This window comes from Xylanibacter ruminicola 23 (assembly GCF_000025925.1).
In the GTDB taxonomy this organism is placed as follows: Bacteria; Bacteroidota; Bacteroidia; order Bacteroidales; family Bacteroidaceae; genus Prevotella; species Prevotella ruminicola.
Map to the genome: position 1 here is coordinate 420,282 of NC_014033.1, position 17,826 is coordinate 438,107.

At 40.7% G+C, this 17,826-nt stretch carries 14 protein-coding genes; 7 read left to right on the forward strand and 7 right to left on the reverse strand.

Annotation, left to right across the window (positions count from 1 at the left end; translation table 11 throughout):
* Positions 1 to 172: 172 nt before the first annotated feature.
* Positions 173 to 1,933 carry a GmrSD restriction endonuclease domain-containing protein gene (locus PRU_RS01745; protein WP_013064688.1) on the forward strand — a complete coding sequence of 587 codons (1,761 nt, stop codon included), beginning with the start codon at positions 173 to 175 and terminating at the stop codon, positions 1,931 to 1,933.
* A 171-nt stretch (positions 1,934 to 2,104) separates the two neighbouring features.
* Positions 2,105 to 2,845 carry a hypothetical protein gene (locus tag PRU_RS01750; RefSeq protein WP_013063686.1) on the forward strand — a complete coding sequence of 247 codons (741 nt, stop codon included), beginning with the start codon at positions 2,105 to 2,107 and terminating at the stop codon, positions 2,843 to 2,845.
* Between the two features lie 66 nt (positions 2,846 to 2,911).
* Here the strand turns inward: PRU_RS01750 and PRU_RS15155 are convergent, their stop codons facing one another.
* On the reverse strand, positions 2,912 to 4,042 hold the full coding sequence (locus PRU_RS15155) for a TIR domain-containing protein (protein WP_049769056.1): 1,131 nt from the start codon (positions 4,040 to 4,042) through the stop codon (positions 2,912 to 2,914).
* Between the two features lie 103 nt (positions 4,043 to 4,145).
* On the opposite strand from PRU_RS15155, the gene PRU_RS01760 reads away from it, so the two are divergent.
* Positions 4,146 to 5,102: a hypothetical protein gene (locus PRU_RS01760; RefSeq protein WP_013063448.1), complete on the forward strand. Its 957-nt coding sequence runs from the start codon at positions 4,146 to 4,148 to the stop codon at positions 5,100 to 5,102.
* A 78-nt stretch (positions 5,103 to 5,180) separates the two neighbouring features.
* Here the strand turns inward: PRU_RS01760 and PRU_RS01765 are convergent, their stop codons facing one another.
* Positions 5,181 to 5,525 carry a hypothetical protein gene (locus PRU_RS01765; RefSeq protein WP_041385533.1) on the reverse strand — a complete coding sequence of 115 codons (345 nt, stop codon included), beginning with the start codon at positions 5,523 to 5,525 and terminating at the stop codon, positions 5,181 to 5,183.
* A gap of 225 nt (positions 5,526 to 5,750) precedes the next feature.
* Here PRU_RS01765 and PRU_RS01770 point away from each other — a divergent pair, with 225 nt between their 5' ends.
* The 4 genes from PRU_RS01770 to PRU_RS01785 all read left to right on the forward strand — a co-directional run bounded on the left by PRU_RS01770 (position 5,751) and on the right by PRU_RS01785 (position 9,800).
* Positions 5,751 to 6,023, forward strand: a complete 273-nt coding sequence (locus PRU_RS01770; protein ID WP_049769057.1) for a DUF6794 domain-containing protein — start codon at positions 5,751 to 5,753, stop codon at positions 6,021 to 6,023.
* 90 nt (positions 6,024 to 6,113) lie between these two features.
* Positions 6,114 to 8,126: a hypothetical protein gene (locus tag PRU_RS01775; RefSeq protein WP_013065050.1), complete on the forward strand. Its 2,013-nt coding sequence runs from the start codon at positions 6,114 to 6,116 to the stop codon at positions 8,124 to 8,126.
* Positions 8,116 to 8,982 carry a hypothetical protein gene (locus PRU_RS01780; RefSeq protein WP_041385534.1) on the forward strand — a complete coding sequence of 289 codons (867 nt, stop codon included), beginning with the start codon at positions 8,116 to 8,118 and terminating at the stop codon, positions 8,980 to 8,982. The genes PRU_RS01775 and PRU_RS01780 overlap by 11 nt, the downstream gene beginning before the upstream one ends.
* An 11-nt stretch (positions 8,983 to 8,993) precedes the next feature.
* Positions 8,994 to 9,800: a DUF6339 family protein gene (locus PRU_RS01785; protein WP_041385535.1), complete on the forward strand. Its 807-nt coding sequence runs from the start codon at positions 8,994 to 8,996 to the stop codon at positions 9,798 to 9,800.
* Between the two features lie 217 nt (positions 9,801 to 10,017).
* On the opposite strand, the gene istB is transcribed toward PRU_RS01785, so the two are convergent.
* The 5 genes from istB to PRU_RS15950 all read right to left on the reverse strand — a co-directional run bounded on the left by istB (position 10,018) and on the right by PRU_RS15950 (position 17,821).
* On the reverse strand, positions 10,018 to 10,749 hold the full coding sequence (gene istB, locus PRU_RS01790; protein WP_013065176.1) for an IS21-like element helper ATPase IstB: 732 nt from the start codon (positions 10,747 to 10,749) through the stop codon (positions 10,018 to 10,020).
* 16 nt (positions 10,750 to 10,765) lie between these two features.
* Positions 10,766 to 12,298 (reverse strand): IS21 family transposase, encoded by a 1,533-nt coding sequence (gene istA, locus PRU_RS01795; protein ID WP_177168189.1) that lies wholly within the window; start codon positions 12,296 to 12,298, stop codon positions 10,766 to 10,768.
* 228 nt (positions 12,299 to 12,526) lie between these two features.
* Positions 12,527 to 13,063, reverse strand: a complete 537-nt coding sequence (locus tag PRU_RS01800; RefSeq protein WP_013063124.1) for a very short patch repair endonuclease — start codon at positions 13,061 to 13,063, stop codon at positions 12,527 to 12,529.
* A 7-nt stretch (positions 13,064 to 13,070) separates the two neighbouring features.
* Positions 13,071 to 15,389, reverse strand: coding sequence for an LlaJI family restriction endonuclease (locus PRU_RS01805; RefSeq protein WP_013065055.1), 2,319 nt, complete (start codon positions 15,387 to 15,389; stop codon positions 13,071 to 13,073).
* Positions 15,386 to 17,821, reverse strand: coding sequence for a restriction endonuclease (locus PRU_RS15950; RefSeq protein ID WP_013064313.1), 2,436 nt, complete (start codon positions 17,819 to 17,821; stop codon positions 15,386 to 15,388). Before PRU_RS15950 ends, PRU_RS01805 begins: the two co-directional genes overlap by 4 nt.
* Between the last annotated feature and the right edge of the window lie 5 nt (positions 17,822 to 17,826).

Below are 17,826 nucleotides of genomic sequence, written 5' to 3' on the forward strand. Positions count from 1 at the left end.
AATCCATGGTGGTTTGAGGGGAAATTTCTGTTTTGTACATGCTCTCCAATAAAAAACTCAAAAAAAGTTGCTCATATATGTTAGATATTCCATTTCTCGTGTGCTATATATATGAACGCCGGTTCAAACAGCGATTTTAAATTCACATTATTAATATATAAATTTAGATTATATGGAAGCAAGAACCATTTCAATTAACGGAGTCATTCAGCGAAACACTTTGTTGCGTATCCCTTATTTCCAGCGTCGTTACGTTTGGGGTGAGGAAGACTGGAAACGCTTTGCTATCGACATGGAGTCGACTCTCGACAGCGACCGCTGCTATTTCCTTGGTGCCATCATCCTCAAGGAGGAGCCTGTAACCATGGCTGACCGTCGTAATGGCATCGCCAAGCGCCAGTTAGTCATCGATGGACAGCAGCGTCTTACTACTCTGAGCATCTTCATGAAGGTTCTTCACATGATGATTGGTAAGAACGATGATTTCGCAAATCAGTTCCTTCAGGCCGACGCCGTGAAGTCGCCTGTCATCATCCACAGCTGCGATGATATGCCTCAGTTCAGCAACATCATGCATCTCGATGTCCCCAATGAATTGCAGGCCGACAGCAATATCGTAAATGCGTACAACTACTTCCGTACATATCTCGAAGGTCGTCGTGCCGCTGGTGTTAACCTCAACGACTTGCTGAACACTATCAATGCCTGTGTTACTTTCGTTTCTATCTCTCTGACTCGTGACGACGACGAGCAGCAGATATTCGACACCATCAACTCTCTTGGCGTGCCCCTTACTACGGGCGACCTCATGAAGAACTTCCTCTACGAAGCTGCCGACGAGGCTGCCTATCGAGATAGCTGGCGCCCGATGTTCGATGTCGACGAGGCCCGTAAGTTCTGGGATGCTGATGCCTCTGCTGCTCATCATAGCAAGTCAAAGGATAATGCTACTATCGAGCGCTTCTTCCACGCATTCGTTCGCCTGAAGATGTGGGATTTCAAGGACCGTCTTACCGAGGCACAGCGCAAAAGCTTCGTCAAAGCCGAGAATATCTTCTCTACCTGCAAGGCATTTGTCGGTGAGTTCGGCATGGATAAGCAGCAGTTAGCCAAGGAGATACTCGAATACGCTAAGCTGTTTAAGGACAATCTCAATGAGGATATCCTCGATACCCGCATTCCTCAGCATGCTGGCATCAAGCGCATCTCGTGCATCATCAATACCACCAAGAACTACGTTGTTCTGCCTTATGTACTCTATGTACTCCACGAGGTGGCCGATGAGGCTGAGCGCAACAAGATATTCGATTATCTCGAAACCTACCTTGTTCGCCGAATCATTACCAAGAATCCTAACAAGGACTATTTTGGCCTCTTCTCTGAGTACCTTATCTGCCAGAAGACTGTAACTTACGATGCGCTCAAGGCATACATCGAGGATAAGGATGATAGCAAGAACCTGGCCATGCCTTCAGATGCTCGTATCCGACTCGCTCTTAACAACAATAAGTTCGATGAGCAGTACGCACGCCTGATACTCTATCTGTTTGAGACGAAGCTTACCAAGACTTCTGACAACATGATGACTGGCGGTATTTCGGCCTACTATGCCGAGTCGTTCATGCCTCGCCCTTGCCTGACAGCCAATCCCAACTGGGCTACGCATACCGACCCTGCCGATGAGGAAAATCGTCGTCAGCTGATAGGTACTATTGGCAACTACTTCCTGCTTAATATCTGTACCGAGAAGGGTTTGAAGAAGTATCATAATGAAGGTTTTGCTGCTAAGCTTACTGTGTTGAAGAAGTTCAGTCGCAATATCCGTAGCGGACACATTCTCGACTCTCTGCGTAATTGGGACGAGCTGGCCATCACTAATCGCAACAACACCTTTGCCACAGGTTTCTGCAAAACCATCTGGTCTCTTGATTAACATTGTTTCCATAATAAAGTTTAGGCGATTTTGTGCAGCCAGCTGTGAAGCCCGCTGCACATTTTTCCAAGAAAATGAAAAAAGTAGCTATGGAGTGTTAGATATTCCATTTCTCGTGTACTATATTATTGAGAGTTAGTTTTTAACAAGTTATTCTTTTAATTTTAAGTTATGAACATAGAAAAGAAATTACCCAGACCCAGTGTAGAGAAACTGAATGAATTTGATGAACTATGCAAGCAAACGCATGCCACCGACCTTAGCAGCGAGCAGTATCAGAGTCTGATTGACCAGGTGAACGACATCATTGTTTCGTACGATTTGAGCAACTATGTGTTCGAAAATCCTGCCACAGGCAAGAAGGGCGTGAAAAACCCTGCGGGTGTGGTGCTTGTTCCTGCCGATTACGATGAGTTCAATTTCGTAGGCGACCACAATATTTTCACTGTGTCTCATATTGCTGCCAAGAGGGGTGGTAAGTATGGTGTTGTGACTACCGACGGCACAGGCAAGGCGCTTTGTGACTTCCGCTTTGACTATCTGCAGTGGTATCCCTACGCAGGACTTTATCTGGCACGTTGGGACGGTGTCGAAGGAAAATTTGGAATGGTCAACAAGGATGGTAAGGTGTTTATTCCTAACGTGTTGACCAAGCTCTATGATCCATGGAACGACTTCATGCTCCTTGAGAGCGATGGAAAATTTGGTGGTCTTGATATCAGTACATTCTTCTTTGTAATGCCCGAGTACGACAATATTGATGCAGAACCTGACGAACTCGTTGTTTTCCACAAAGGCGGCGTCGAAGGCTACATTGTTGAGGAGACTGGCGAATTTATTACCAAGGAACAGTATGAAGACGATGAGCAATATGTCGATGCTTACGTTTACAATACGTATGTTAACCTCTAAAATGACGGACAGATTGTTAGATAATAGATTTTCCCCTCAAATCACCAAGGATTTGAGGGGAAATGCTTACTGTGTTCGTAGGATATAGTCTAGACTTGTTTTCAGTTCTTTTTCAAATTCCGGTTGAATTGAATAATCAATCTGATTAACATTTACCAAATCCATGCGTAGTCCATCACCGAATGGTGAATGGTCTAACATAATAGGAATGATATTTTTCTTGCATGTTATTGCATATTTTACTTCATTCTTAACATAAACGGATTTATTGGCTTGCTCAGAAGACATAAAGATAACCACTCTGGTGTTTTCGATGGCTTTTTCTATTACTTCTTTAAAATCATAACTACTGAATATTCCATTTTTGTCAATCCATGTTTTAATACCCCATTTTTCAATAAGGTCTTTTACCGCAAAGGCTTTTTCAGATTCTTCACGCTTATAGCTGATAAAAACTTCGTGATCAGGGTTCTTATAATAGGCTAGGTCTTCTTGTGACAGTTCGATAGGTTTCCTATCATACTCAACAGAATTGTTTTCTTGTTCCTTTATGAAATTGGCAATTGCAGATTTAAAAGCAAATATTTCAAAGATGTCAAATGCACTCATATCAAGTATGCTATAGATATAAACTTCCACTTCAATAGGTCGGTTTGTTTTTTGCAGTTGATTGAATAACTCATCAGCCATTATTTCAACTACTGTTTTATACGGCATATGTGCAGAACCTGAACCAATAATGGGGAAAGCTATGGAACTAATCTGTAGGGCATGTACTAACTGGAAACATCTGTCAATACAACTTCTCACAATGTTATTAACTTTATCAGCATTTGGAACGTTTAATCCAGCCCAAGTTTCACTCAGATATTTGTCATCAATAGTAAGACAATGGAAAATGTGTTTCTGACTAAGCTCGCCAGCACATGAAACAACAACATTCCCGATTGTCGCAGGTAGTTGTTTCTGGGCATCTTCTTGAATATTTTTGCCACCAGCGTGACTTATGGCCATTGAAACACCCCCACTCATAGTTAAAAGGGTATCATCGCTACTGACAATAACTTCAGATGTAGATTTTGTGATATCGCCAAACTTAATTGTTACAGAAGATGCATTGTATTTGTATGTACGACTTTCCTTTTCCATCTTTCTATTATCTTGATATTTTTTCCCGCAAATATACACCTTTTCCATCTTTTTTCCAAGAAAAATCGGAAAAAGTTGCAATAATGTGTTAGATTATCCCCTTTTCGTGTACCAATATAGTATAGAGTGTTAATTAAATAACGTAATGCGTATGATAGTAGATACAATGACCGACCTCGAATTGCTGTATGAGGTAAGAAAAGATTATGAAGAGTTCAGCGCTTATTGGTTTACTTTGTGTCATAACCCTGTATATAAGAAACGAATGAAGTGGGGTAGACCAAAAGATGGCAAATTTGTCATTCGAATCAACGAATGGAAGTCTGCTAGAGGAAACCTGTACAATTTTGTTATTACGATGTCAGGTTGGAATGATTTTAAGAAAGGTAAATTCGAAACGTCTACTACAACATTCTTTAAGCGTAATAAGGCTCTGAATGCTATCAGGTTGATGTTTTATCAGAATGACGTGCCTGGTATTGAGATTTTTACCTCTCATTTTATCGATAGGTATAATCTGCGTTTCCTTCATCAGCCATACCTTTCTCGTAAAGCAGCCTTGCAGCTATATCTGGATAATAACCATAAAACTGTCATCACGAGCTTCCGCTCCCCCAAATACGATTGTAATGTGATGGCAGCCGCTACCGAAGGTTATTCATTGGGTAAATTCGAAAATGACATCTTGTTGCATAAGACGTTTGTTTCTCGCGATATGCTCTATGGCAACCAGTTCGCTGATGCTGATCTTCTTGACGAAGTTTTTGCCGACTCTCATGATGGCCCAAAATCTAACATATTCACTCTTGTTGATGACTTCTCAGCCTTGTTAAACAAAGAAAAGACCGTCCCTACGATTGCTGAATTTGATCAATTTTTTGAGTTGGCTTCAAAGTACAAAGCCAAATTGGAGGATTTGGAGTATGAAGGCAAGGAGTTCGACTTGGAATCACAGGAACTGCAGAATCAGTTTTTGTTGATGTGTGCAGGTATCGATTGGTCTAAGGGCCAGGCAAAAGATGAGGATGGCAATCTGATTAATTTCCCTATGATGAAGCAATTGTCTATGATTCTGGGAGCCAATAACAACCTTTGGGGCAACCAGTAATGCATCCGCTGCAGATTAATGTGCTCAAATGTACATGGGGCTTGATGGAGCGTACATAATCGCCAGACGCAAAAAATATCAGATTAACTCCAGAGACTCAATGGTGTCATCAATAATCTCATAACGACTTATCCCTTCTTTGAGCTTTTCAAGGGCCCCTTCCAAGATTCCACGATGAATTCCATCTAAATCAAGCTCCTCATCTTCTTCATGCTCTTGTTCTACCACCTGATCCACAGTGAGTTTTCCATCCAGTAAGGCTTCAATGCGAGCCCACTTGATGCTATTTCTGATTCTTGCCCTTGCTACTATCGCTGCGTCATACTCCCCCGGATTCATATCAAGCGTAGCTGATGGATGCAACTTGTTGAGCTCCTGCTCAAATTTCTCACGAGTGCACAATGCTAATTCTTCTAATTTCATGATTCTTTTTGTTTTGGGGTTCTACTATTTCTAAAATCCATGCTTAAAGATACATTATTAAGTTATATGATTGTTGTTTTTTATATCTATAACACCAGGCAGAATGTTATAGATATGTAAATTAAGAGTCTGGTCAGCATAATTATACCTTTAATTTTTTTTGATGTTTGTGAGAATTTGCCTATATTTGCAGCACGATATGTAACTTAAAACCCTTTGAAAGTTATGGCACGATGTCCTAAAACTGCAGCCGAGGCCTTTAAACGTTTAGACCGCAGGCTTACAAAACAAGAGAAACAGCAGATAGCTGAAGCCGAAGATGTGGTTGAGTTCCACTTTGGCCTTGGTATGTGGATTCGAAACTATTGGATCTATACTGGCGAGAGCGAGAATCTCGAGTCGCTTCTTAAAGATTTGGGCGAACCAGAGTTTCTGATTGGCGATATGGCTTCATCTGCCATTCTCGACGCATATCAGAAACATCTGAGAGGAAAGTGATACCTTTCCTGTACATATGAATAAATGAATAGTTGAATAGTTTTCAAGAAAAATAGCTTATTCAAGAAGAACTTAATAAAAGAGAAATGTATGCCAATATTAGAAAAAAACTGTAAATGGATATTTGGGCACCAAGACGACGTGAATGTTAAGGGACCTAATAATTCCACAATGATGTCTTTCAAGGATGATAATTTCCATTCCTTAGTAAGAGAATCCATCCAGAACTCTTTGGATGCTGTTGACGACAAAAACCAACCAGTTAATGTTTCATTTACTTTGAGACAATTTGATGGAATGGAGTATCCTTCGTTCTTTGATTTATACAAGCATATACAAGGATGTTTAGACAAGTTCCCTGTACAGGGAGAACCTCTTTACAGGCCTATGCTACGTTATTTTGCCTCATCACGATTGAATCAGAGTATTAATTATTTGAAAATTACTGATTCCAATACTAAAGGTATGGAATACGATAAAAAAAATGATAATTCTGGATTCAATAGATTTATAGCTGAAGGTGTCGCTCAAGATGCGGAAGGGGCAGGTGGAGCATTTGGATTTGGCAAGAATGCATTTTGGTCTTTATCACCAATTAGTACGGTCTTCGTCTCTTCTCAAGCAAAGAATGGGGAGGCTTGTTTCGCTGGAATATCAAAATTGTGTACGCATGTTGTTGATGGAGAACTGTTACTTCCTTATGGAAAATATACATCAAATGGAGAAGTCGTTCTGACAAAGAAAGAAGATATTCCAGAAACCTTCACACCAAAGGCTACTGGAACGTCTGTATTTGTATTAGGAATTGATTCGGTAGATGAAGATGCTTTAATTAAGGCGGTTCTTCGAAATTTCTGGATGGCCATCTATAAAAAACAACTCACCGTAAAGGTTGAACAGAAAGTAATAGATAGTGACCATCTGGAAGATCTTATGTGTCATTATTTTGATGAAGAAAATCCGAATCTCGATAAGAATTACGAATACAATCCCAGAGTATTCTATGAGATTGTTAGAAATGCAGAAAAAAGTGTTGATGGTTATAAAATCATCGAAGAACCTGTTCTGATGGATGGCAAGAACTGCGTGTCTAAGCTATATATTCATCTGAAGAATGATGCACAAGGTCAGGTCGTCTTCATGCGAAGTCAGATGATGACTATTTTTACAGAGCGAAGAAAGTGCAAAGGAGCTGAAGGTGTGTTCGTTTGTGATTCGGAAGATGGCAACAGGTTCTTAAGAGAACTAGAAGATTATACTCATAGTTCATGGTCAAGAAAAAACTATGGTGCAAGAAACCATACTAACCTAATCGTGGCATCTCGTGCACTTAAGGCAATTGACACTTTCATCCTAGATTCTGTTGCGAAGGAATTACAGCAGGGAGCGCAGGAGACTGAGCAGGTGGCAGGTCTTGATAAGATTCTGACTATCCTGACTCCAAAGGGTGTTGATGACGAATCCAAGAAAGACGATATTGTTGATTTGGAGAATTATAAGGACAAACCCAATCCCCCCAAAAAAGATAAGAAAGAAAAGCCGAAAACGATTCGTCAGCCCCGTCAGACTAAAGCAAAATTCGATCCACAAGGACGTCTGCGTTCGAATAGTGGAGGCAGAAGGAAGGTACGCCCTATAAAACCTGGTCCTGTGAAACCTGGATCACTAAAAGGTAAATCAATCGAATCTACAGATGGCAAAATGGGTATTTATGCAGTACCTATAGATGTAAGCTATCGCACTTGGAGTGAAGAAGACGGCAATGGTACTGTTTGGCATGTAGTCCGTTTGTTCTCTGATAAGGATATTGATAACGCGTTGGTTCAGCTTTATGCCGTCGACGAAGAAGGAAAGAAGATGGGTTTGAATATTATTGATGCCGGAGAGTATGATGTGCGCCCGGGTGAAGAATTCGTCGATTCTACTGATTTTGATGATTCTGAAACTGATTCCGAATCTACTACAAAGCAGGTAAACAACGCAATCTCCGGTGTTTCAATTCAAGCTAATATACCAAAAACGATTAAGGTGCGTTTTAATTCTAGTTTAAAATACTCACTAAGTATTGATACCGATAAAATAGAAGATAGCGATGAAGATTAATAGTTCTTTTCCCCATCCAGTATTAGGGGTTAATAAAGGTGTTATGCCAGATCTTGAGGACGATGCGTTGCAGCTTGTCTCGATAGATGAAACTTCCGATACATATGTATATAATTTTGCATTAAAGCAAAATAATGACCAGATTACGCAGTATATAACAGAGAAGCGTGCTAAGTATGTATGCGAGGTTGATTGTGTTAGGACTTTTTATAAGGACACGTTTTCTTATGAAACTTCTGATATCAAAGTCGAAATTAAGAAAGCAAATGTTACAGGTCATGTTGATTTCTATTTTTATATAGTAACCAAGTTTGGACTTCCTGCTTATACAAATAGGTTTAATGACGACTATCGTGATCCTGACACAGGCGCGATGCCTTCGTTTAAGTTGGATACCGGAGCTGTTCTCGCTGCGTTTGGGAAATATAGCGACGACGTAAATACTCGTTTTAATAACAAGCCCGACCTGAAATCATTCATACAGGTAGTTAAACGTCAAGATACTGAGAAGAATGTTGATATCACGTTGACTAACGATACCATCAACATAGAGCTACCTGTGGATATGTTTACCGACTTCGTTGCATTTAACCAGGATCAGTATAGAGGCATTTTCTACACATCTTTGATTTTTAATGCTCTTGTAAAAGGCATTTTGAATCTTGAAAAGAAAGAAGACTCTACATGGGCTGATAGTATTAAGGCTATGGTCGAGGCGAGTCCTGATAAATACAAAGGCTTGTCATTAGATGAACCAACTGATGCTGTTGATATTGCAACTATTATGCTATCAAATATAGCATATGGGTCACCTTACGATTTGTTATTTAAGTGTATTAATGAACTCCAAGTATAACAGGAATAGATATGGAATTACAAAGAATTTTTACACCAGAATATGTCAATCAGTTGGTAAACGACATAAATCCCGATAACTATAAAGGCGATATTGCTATTTATAATGCCAATGAAGTTAGGCGCTTAAAGGGAGTAGAGAAGCCAGATGGGTTATTGGAGAAAATGCTGAATGCTGCTGATGAATATGAAGCAGCTATACATCTGTACGAGGCATATAAAAGCATCAGTCCAGTTGTTGCTGCCAGCCGCTCGTTCTGGATATATCTTACGCATGTTGATTTGTTTAAGTATGTTAAGCGCGAATGGCCCTATTTGGAGATTTACGAGGTAGATCATAAATTCAGAAAACAGAAAAGGGGTGATAAACGTTCAGAAACAGATATGAAAAAATATATTCTCGATCATTGGATGATTTCCCCTAATGGTTTAATGAGAACTTCATTGATGAATCTGTGGTGGTCTGTATATCTTACTGTCGATGAGTCATTGGGTGATGACCATAAATACGATCTTACGAAGGTATTCTTCAGTAATAACGGTATGCGTACTCGAAGATTGGGAACAGGTCATCTTGGCCGCAATAAAGAAGCTCTTAAGGGTATACTTACTTTTATGAAAGACAATCCTGATGTTTTCGAAAGTGGTTTGGAGAATCGTATGATTTGGATAACTCGCCATTTTAATCTAATTGGCGGTACAAAGCCTTTGGCAAATCTACCTTACACTTTCTTTAAGCGCGAACTTGAAAAGAATCGTGATCTTTTGAAGGGTATTAGCAAACGAGAAGATGTGATGGGACCAAATGCTATTATCTAGTAAATAAGCGTCGGGATATTGTCCTGACGCTTATTACTTATTTGTCATTTCTTCGGCTGCTTTTAGCATCGGGAAATCCTCTTCATGCTGATATCGCTGTATCGGTACCAAGTGTAACACTGTAATCGGTACCATGCTAGCGCTGCAATCGGTACCGTCCGTATCGCTGCAAACGGTACCATGATCATCGGCTCTGCCTAACTGGGTGCAAAGATAATTATTTTTTCTTTTTCTGACGCATAGAATCACCTTTTAATTCAATTTTATTCGCATTTGACACCAATCTGTCCATGATGGCATCGGCCAGAGTGGGATCTCCTATGTAGTCATACCATTTATTAATAGGCAGCTGAGAGACGATGATAACGGACTTCCTCTCATACCTTTCTTCTAGTATCTGCAGCATGGCCAGACGTGTGTTGGTGTCCATTGGTTGCAGTCCAAAGTCATCGAGTATAAGCAGGTCGTTCCGCTCAAGTGAAGTGATCATTTTCAGGAAGGTACCATCGAGCTTGCTGAGTGCCACCTTCTCTACGAAGCTGTTCATATTGAGGTAAGCCGTCCTGTATCCTAACATACAAGCCTGGCGCCCTAAGGCGCAGGCAATAAAAGATTTTCCACATCCGCACTTGCCCTGTATGAGCAAGTTCTCATGGCGACGTATAAAGGAGCAGTCTGCAAATGCTGCAAGATCGTCCTTCGTAAAGTTACGGTCCGTGCCGCAGATAACGTCCTCTATCAGTGCGGTATATCTTAATCGACTAGTCTTGAGATACATCTCTGTCTTGCGGTTCCTTCTGTCCTGAGCTTCTGCCTCTGCCAGCCTGGCTATAGTTGCTTCCATTGCTGGGCGGTTCTGTACTGGCAGACTGAGGATTGACTCAAAAGCATCTGCCATGCCCTTGAGTTTGAGTTCTCTGAGTTGTATAACGGTTTCTTGTGAGTTCATAATTATAATTTTGATGTTAGATATTAAATGCTTCTGCTCCCCTTACGTAGTCGTTCTGGGGCATCTGTGATACAGGTTCCTGATCGCCTGCCATGTCGAGGTTCTTCTCCAGGATATTCTTTATCATCGTATAGTTGACAGACCTATATCCAGCAAGCCTTTTGCAAGCATTCTCAAGTCTTATACTGCCATATCTGCGATTCAGACTGAGTACGCCATGACATGAGCCATAATTCTGCTCTACATGTCTGCTACGCTTAAGAATCGCCTCCATAGCCTGTCTTGTATAAGGCCCGATTTCTTCCGACTTTTCCAGGAAGTAGGCTGCATTGCACGCCTTTGTACGCATGTATTCCAGATGCTCGGGAGGCATATCTTCATCATGGGTAAAGGGATCCTTGATGCCATAACGGTCGTGCGTACTGATACGTGTATTGCCAGCGTAGACCTCCACAGTGTCGATATCCCATACGACGGTAAGATGTTGTCCTACATACTGATATGGCACGCTATATTTACGGCCTGCCACTTGTACATGATAGTTACCTGACAGCTTGACCTCTTTGCGATAACGGAAGCGGAAAGGAGTATCAGGCAGTTCTCCAAGAGATGGTTTCTCTTCTGCCTCAAAAATGTCAAAACGACTTCTGCCTGTAACTTTCGATGGTTTTGAGTTAAAATCATCCAGCAGTTCTGAAATACGGCTGTTCATGCTGTTCAGGTCACTGATAACCTCATCATGAAGAGGCGCATAGATAGCGTTGTAGATTTTCCTGACTGCACCTTCTACAGAGCCTTTATCGCGAGGTTTCCTTACGCGACACGCTTCAAGCGTTGTGTCGTAGTATGCAGCCCATTCTAGCGCAGCGTCAGTGAAAACAGGTTCGTAACGGTCGTTCTTCTTTACCCATTGCTTCATGTTGTCACTCTTGGCTCTGCGCACTGTCCCTCCAAAATAGCTGAAGGCATCAGATAAACCTCCAAAGAAATACTCCATAGAGGCGTCAGGAAGTGCCTTTGCATAAGCCATTCCACTGAAAGGAAGCGTGCAGACTAACACCACTACGCTGGTGATTTCGCCTGTCAGAGGGTCTGTTAGCCACAAGGCATCACCAGCAAAGTCAATCTGCATCTCTTCACCAGGCATATAGGTGTTATGAAAACTCAAGTTGTGGGCATACTGATAGTCACGGATAGCTTTCTTAAACTGAGTGTAACCATAGCCGTCGGGATGTTCACGCTTATAGTTCTCATGGAGATGCTGTATGGTCAGATAGCGGTTATGGGCCAGATCTGACACATAATCAGGAATCAGACCATCGAGGACAATTCTGGCATCAGATGGTGCTGATTCGGGTCTTGTTGACTTGAGGAACGACTCAAGGTCGACCTCGTTCATGCGGCCTCCATCTGCATACGACAGATGTCTTTCATCAGCCGCCTTCTTGTACTTGGCAAGTACGCCACGTCCCATGTGCAGTTGTCCACAGATTTCGCGGTGTGGGATGCTTGCCGCCAGCATTTGAAATGCTCTTTTTAACTTGCTCATTGTTACATTTTGGTTTGCCATATCTCGCTAAAGGTTTTGTATTTCCTTCGGCAAAGATAGTAATTAAACTTCAATGGCAGAACCGAAATGAACTTTTGGTACCGATTCGAGCGCTACAGCGGTACCGATTGGTGCGCTACGCTGGTACCGTTTGGAGTGCTATGATGGTACCGATTCAAGCGCTGCGGTGGTACCGATACAAGCGCTGCGGTGGTACCGATACAAGCGCTATGATGGTACCGTTTCGCCGATATTATCATCTTCATCTATTTTTGGGTAGGGGCGTGTAGTTATTCTATGATCCTGAAGCCAAATGTGGTTAAGTGTGAATGCAATGGATTCTATGGTCTTCTCTCGCTTCTTTGGGGATAACTCACATTCCCATACTGTGATGCAATGCCATCCCATTTTTGCCAGTTCGCGTTGTTCCTCCTTGTCTCGTTCTTTGTTCCTTCTGATTTTCGCCACCCAAAACTCTCTATTCGTGTTTGGGATCCTACAACATGCACTATCTGTTATTAACTCATCTCTATTGGTTTGTAGCAATGCCACATGGTGCCCATGCCAGAAGCAGCCGTTTACAAAGATGCAAGTACGATACTTTCTTAGTACAAGGTCGGGATGACCAGGCAACCGCTTATGGTTCAGCCTGTATCTGAATCCTCGTTTCCATAGCCCACGTCGCACAACCATCTCTGGCTTCGTATCCTTCGAGCGGATTGCTGCCATATTCTGATGGCGTTGTTGAAGTGAGAGGTGATCCATACAGATTCTATGCTTCTATCAGTTCTTTACCCTTTTTGAAGATAGGGGTTCCATACCATTTCTCTTCCCAACCTTCTTCCAGTGTGCCTTCTTTACGTCTTTTCTCCATTTCTTCTATTCTGGCTGCCTCAATGATCTTCCTTAAATTAATTGGCTTGAAGTTACGTGGCATCTTCTTTATATTGTATACCACATAGTTTCCATCAGGATTGTTGTAACTAATCTTTCTCATATACTCTTCGCCACGTAGGTTATGGCCGTCAATACGATAAACCTCATACGAAGAATAATCTGTTCCAATCTCATATAATAATAGGTATTTTGCTGAAACAACATCTGGATCAACTTTCTTCACCATACCGCTACGCTGAGACTTGTTACTATTTCTGCGGATGTTATACATCATATTTTGATGAATCCAATCCTGCTGGTTCTTATCTTTACGCCAACCTCCAATCAGGAACACTTCATTTGCAACATTCTCAAATTCTATAAATTCATTAGTGGATGAGGTGGCACTATCCAGTTCAACCTCCAACTGGTATAATTTGTTTAATTCGTCTGTAGGATTGGTATTCAGAGTATAGTGGCGTATGATAAAGTCCTGACTCAATTCTGCTAATAGCCTATGATTGTCCTCATAGAATTTCGCATTGTCTTCTATCCCAACATACATGAATTTCTCGTCGCTGTAAGGACGGAACACCTTGCCTATACTACTACGAAAATGCTTCTCAATAGCCCTATGCATTCCGTCAAGTGTCCGCTCGTCATTCTTGCCTTCGTCAGTATCGACCTTTGGCTTTAGCTGAAGTGAAAAGAAAGCATAATCATTCTTCAAGAATGATAATACATTCTCTCTGAATTTCTCCTTTGTTCTTTCCTTAAATTCTTTTTTCAGACCTTCGTTACTTTGTGCGTAAAGTGACAAGACAAAGAGGAAATTGATGTCGTAGTGTTGCAAAAGAAGAGTGTCTCTATCAAATAGGCGATTCTCAAAATGTCTTATGCTCTTTATCTCATCCCTTGCCTGAAGCTTATCCTCATAATACTCGCGATCCTCTTCTTTCTCGCTAATACGTGCCGAGATAAAGAAATTGGGCGTTATGCTGTATCCGTCAGTATCTTCATCCCTATAAATAAGATACGTCTTACCTATATTCTTACGTCGACCTTGTGCATCTTTCTCGTCCTCAAGGAATAAAGATAAATTATGTTGTATTACATTTCTTGCATACGTATATTGCTTGTATTCAGAATATTCTGCTACAGGCGCACCAATACCGTAATATTTTGAGTCACCAATATAGTATATTTTGTTCTTGTTAATCAAACCTTGGTATGCATATATATGGTCAACTCTCTTGCCGTCTTCCTGTGCTTTCAAGTCTCCAATGTCAAGTCCCTTATCTGATAGCAACTCATCAACCATAGACTCGAACACAATATGATAGTCTGTCACAATAAGGAAATCTTTATATTGTTTGTCGCTATGAATGCTTGTCGCCCTTTCAAAGAAATTATTACAAAGATTCCATAACTGGAGATCTTTGTCTGAGAAGTACTTGTATCGTATCTGTTTTAAACGAACTTCTCCATAATAATCTATCCAGTTTTCAAACTCCACATCAGTTAACAGTTCATAGTTGTAATTCACTGTCACCTCAAATCCGAACACTCTCTTCATGTAGTTCAAGATGGAGTAGAATATTACCAACAGTTCTTCATCAAAGTTTACTTGTCTTTTCTTGTTTACAAGGTCAAGATATATTGGAGTACCGTCTTGTATTATAGCATTTTCACGGCTTACGGTCTTTGTCCAATTTATCTTGTTCATTCCACTATGCATGTTCTTCACTATAAAGGTGAAGTAATCAGGATTTTCTTCTTGGAACTTCTGCAAAGAAAGCATAATGTCCAAATAGGTGTTCGACACCTTGTCGCCTTGCATGCCAACGGCACTGATGTCCTTCATCTTTACGATACCTGAGTCGGGATTCAACCTCACAAACTCTTTTAATCCCCGATATAACCAGACAGTAAACTTGTATAGGAACTGATAGTCGCTTGTACCATACTCTGTGTTTTCCTGCAACTTCTCTACATCCACCACATCATTAGGGTTGTACCTGCCAAATAGCAATCCATTCTCGCTGAGTACGACTTTAGGTAGGAAGAATACACAATCACCAAGTTGTGCGCTATAGTAATAGCCCACATAGTTCTTGCTTTTCGTGCCATCCCTCCACGTCAAGTCGCCCATTAGTCGTCCAAGCGAGTCAATTGCTTTGGGACTGTAGTGATAACCCTCTATCAGTAGTTTCATGCCTGAGTCTCGTTGTTGCTGTTTTGTTCTTCGTTTACATCTTTGTTTTCGTTATCGGCTTTAGTCTTTGGGGCCTTCGCCATAACGTTCTTAACAAAAACACTCATAGTATCCACATTCACTGATCCGTCATCATTGTAAAAACTTTTAAACGTAATCTTTTCAGTTTTTCCATCTTTGTCTTTCTTGTCGAATATCTCAGACTTGAACCCGTAGACTTTAAACACATCATTCCACAAATAGAATACCACCTTGTTGACAAACGTTTCTTTCTTTACCACACCATCTTGAGCCTTACAGAAGAAGAATCCCAATTTCTTGTCCTCGCTGTGTGTTGTAATATCAACGACCTCATTAATACCTTGTATGAAGGCCCACCAAGAGTTGTCTCCAAGTCCTTCTATCTGCCAATTCATTAGGTCGCCATTTTTGTCCTTGCCCTGAGCTATTGGCGTATACACCCAATCCCAACGGCGCTTGAATGCTGAATCAATGGGGAACAAACTTTGGTCGCTGGTGTTCATTGTTGCCCATATATAGAAGTTTGGTGGAAATAGTAGTACACGACCTTCTTGTACATCTTCAGAAAGCGTCTTACCATAGTTACTTGTATACTCAATTACACCATCAATATCAATATCTTTAGATAACATGAATTCTCCTTCCTCGTTGAATGCTGTTTTAATGGCATCACGCAAATCAGAATCTGCCTCAATGGGATAAACGGAGAATCCGTTGTCAGCACGATCTAGGAGTTGGAAGATGTCGCCGAAAATCTGAGCGCAGTTCCCACGATTTATTTCCTCAATAACCAAGAACTGAGGATCAATTTGTTCATTCGCATCATCATTAATTACAGGAGTACCCCCTTCTTCTATTATTTGTTTAAGTTTTTCCCATGCTTCATCAAAATCTTTACTGTATCCCTTTAGAATACCTATGAGTGTACTTTCTAATTTTGAAACCTTTGTTTCATCTGACTCATAAAACTTACGTTGCAGAGTTGCTCTCTTTTTGCCTCGTGCTTCAACATTAATAGTTAACGTCTCATTATCATCAGTAACACCTTTGATAATATATGTCTGCGTCTTTTGAACTACGACACGTCTTTTTTCATTAACAGCTGAGACAAGTATTTCCCAACCATGCTCAAAACTATTCTCAGAGCAATCTGCAATTTTATTTACTATCCAATTAGCTATAGCATGTTGGACAGATTTTCCTGTTTGAGGCCCTGTTGGCAAGCCAAATATACCGTTGTTCCATAGATTGGGCCATTCTTTCAATACTAAAGACTTGGGAAACTGGAATTCTCTTGATAATATTAACTCATAATCACCTACAGAGTTAATAACATAACGACCATTGTCTGTGTTAAATTCACGAATTGTAGAAGTACTTACTATCGAACAACCATCCGAATATTTTTTCCATGCACCAAGATATGCTTTAAGGAATGCTTGTTTAACAAACTGATATGTAATTATGGGCTCCTCAATAGGCTTCCCGTTTTCAGTCAATGGGCCTTGCGCACCATAAACTCTACCTTTCCCAATAGATGGCTTATATGCTCCTACAAATGTTGAATAGTCACTGTCGGGATGAAATGTAGTTCGGACAACCGCCTTACCTTCAGTCTGTTTGCTTATTTCATGGGACTTTCCGGTTCCAGGGGCACCATAGAAAATTTGTTGTAAGGGCACTTCTTTTGTGAGCAAAAATTGGGGAGTAACAATGTGAGGTGCATTCTTTACAACGTTCATTGCTTTTTCAATATCACCAATATGCAATTCGTCTCTATTTCTCATATACCACAAAAAATATTCAGGTTTAAACAATAATAAATTAAATGAATTACTAGCAGTAAATTTTTTTTCATGAAGATAAATCCCCTTGATATAAGCTTCCCTTGCATTTTCTCCATATGTTTGGAAAACCGAAGTCGGGCTGATCTTCTCGGTTTCTGATTTACATAACACTTCTGCAGGCATTCCTGCAAAAAGAACATTTTTGCAATTCTTGTCTTGCTTATATATTCCAATACAATAACATTCTAAATTCTTTAATTCACCATTTGCATCTCGAAAATTTGTGGCAGCTTTGTATCTTGCAAGATCAGTACTCCAAGAGGTTCCTGGAGTAAGCTGTGTGCGTAGTTCGTCATCATGAGATCTGCCAGCACCGCCCTCATAAAGAATAAAGGTATACACAAAGAAGGTGTTTTTACTAAACTCGTCGCTAGCAAATCTTCCTTTTAAAAGTGCATCTGTTCTTGATCCTTTGCCTTTCTTAGACAAGACTTCAAATTTGAAAAGGCGCGGGAAGTGTTTCTCCATTTGAAAAAGGAACTCTTCGTCTGCATTGTAGTCAGTAAAAGGTTTACCTTCTATCAATGGATAATCTGAACTATATGTGTTAACTATCTTGGGCATTATGC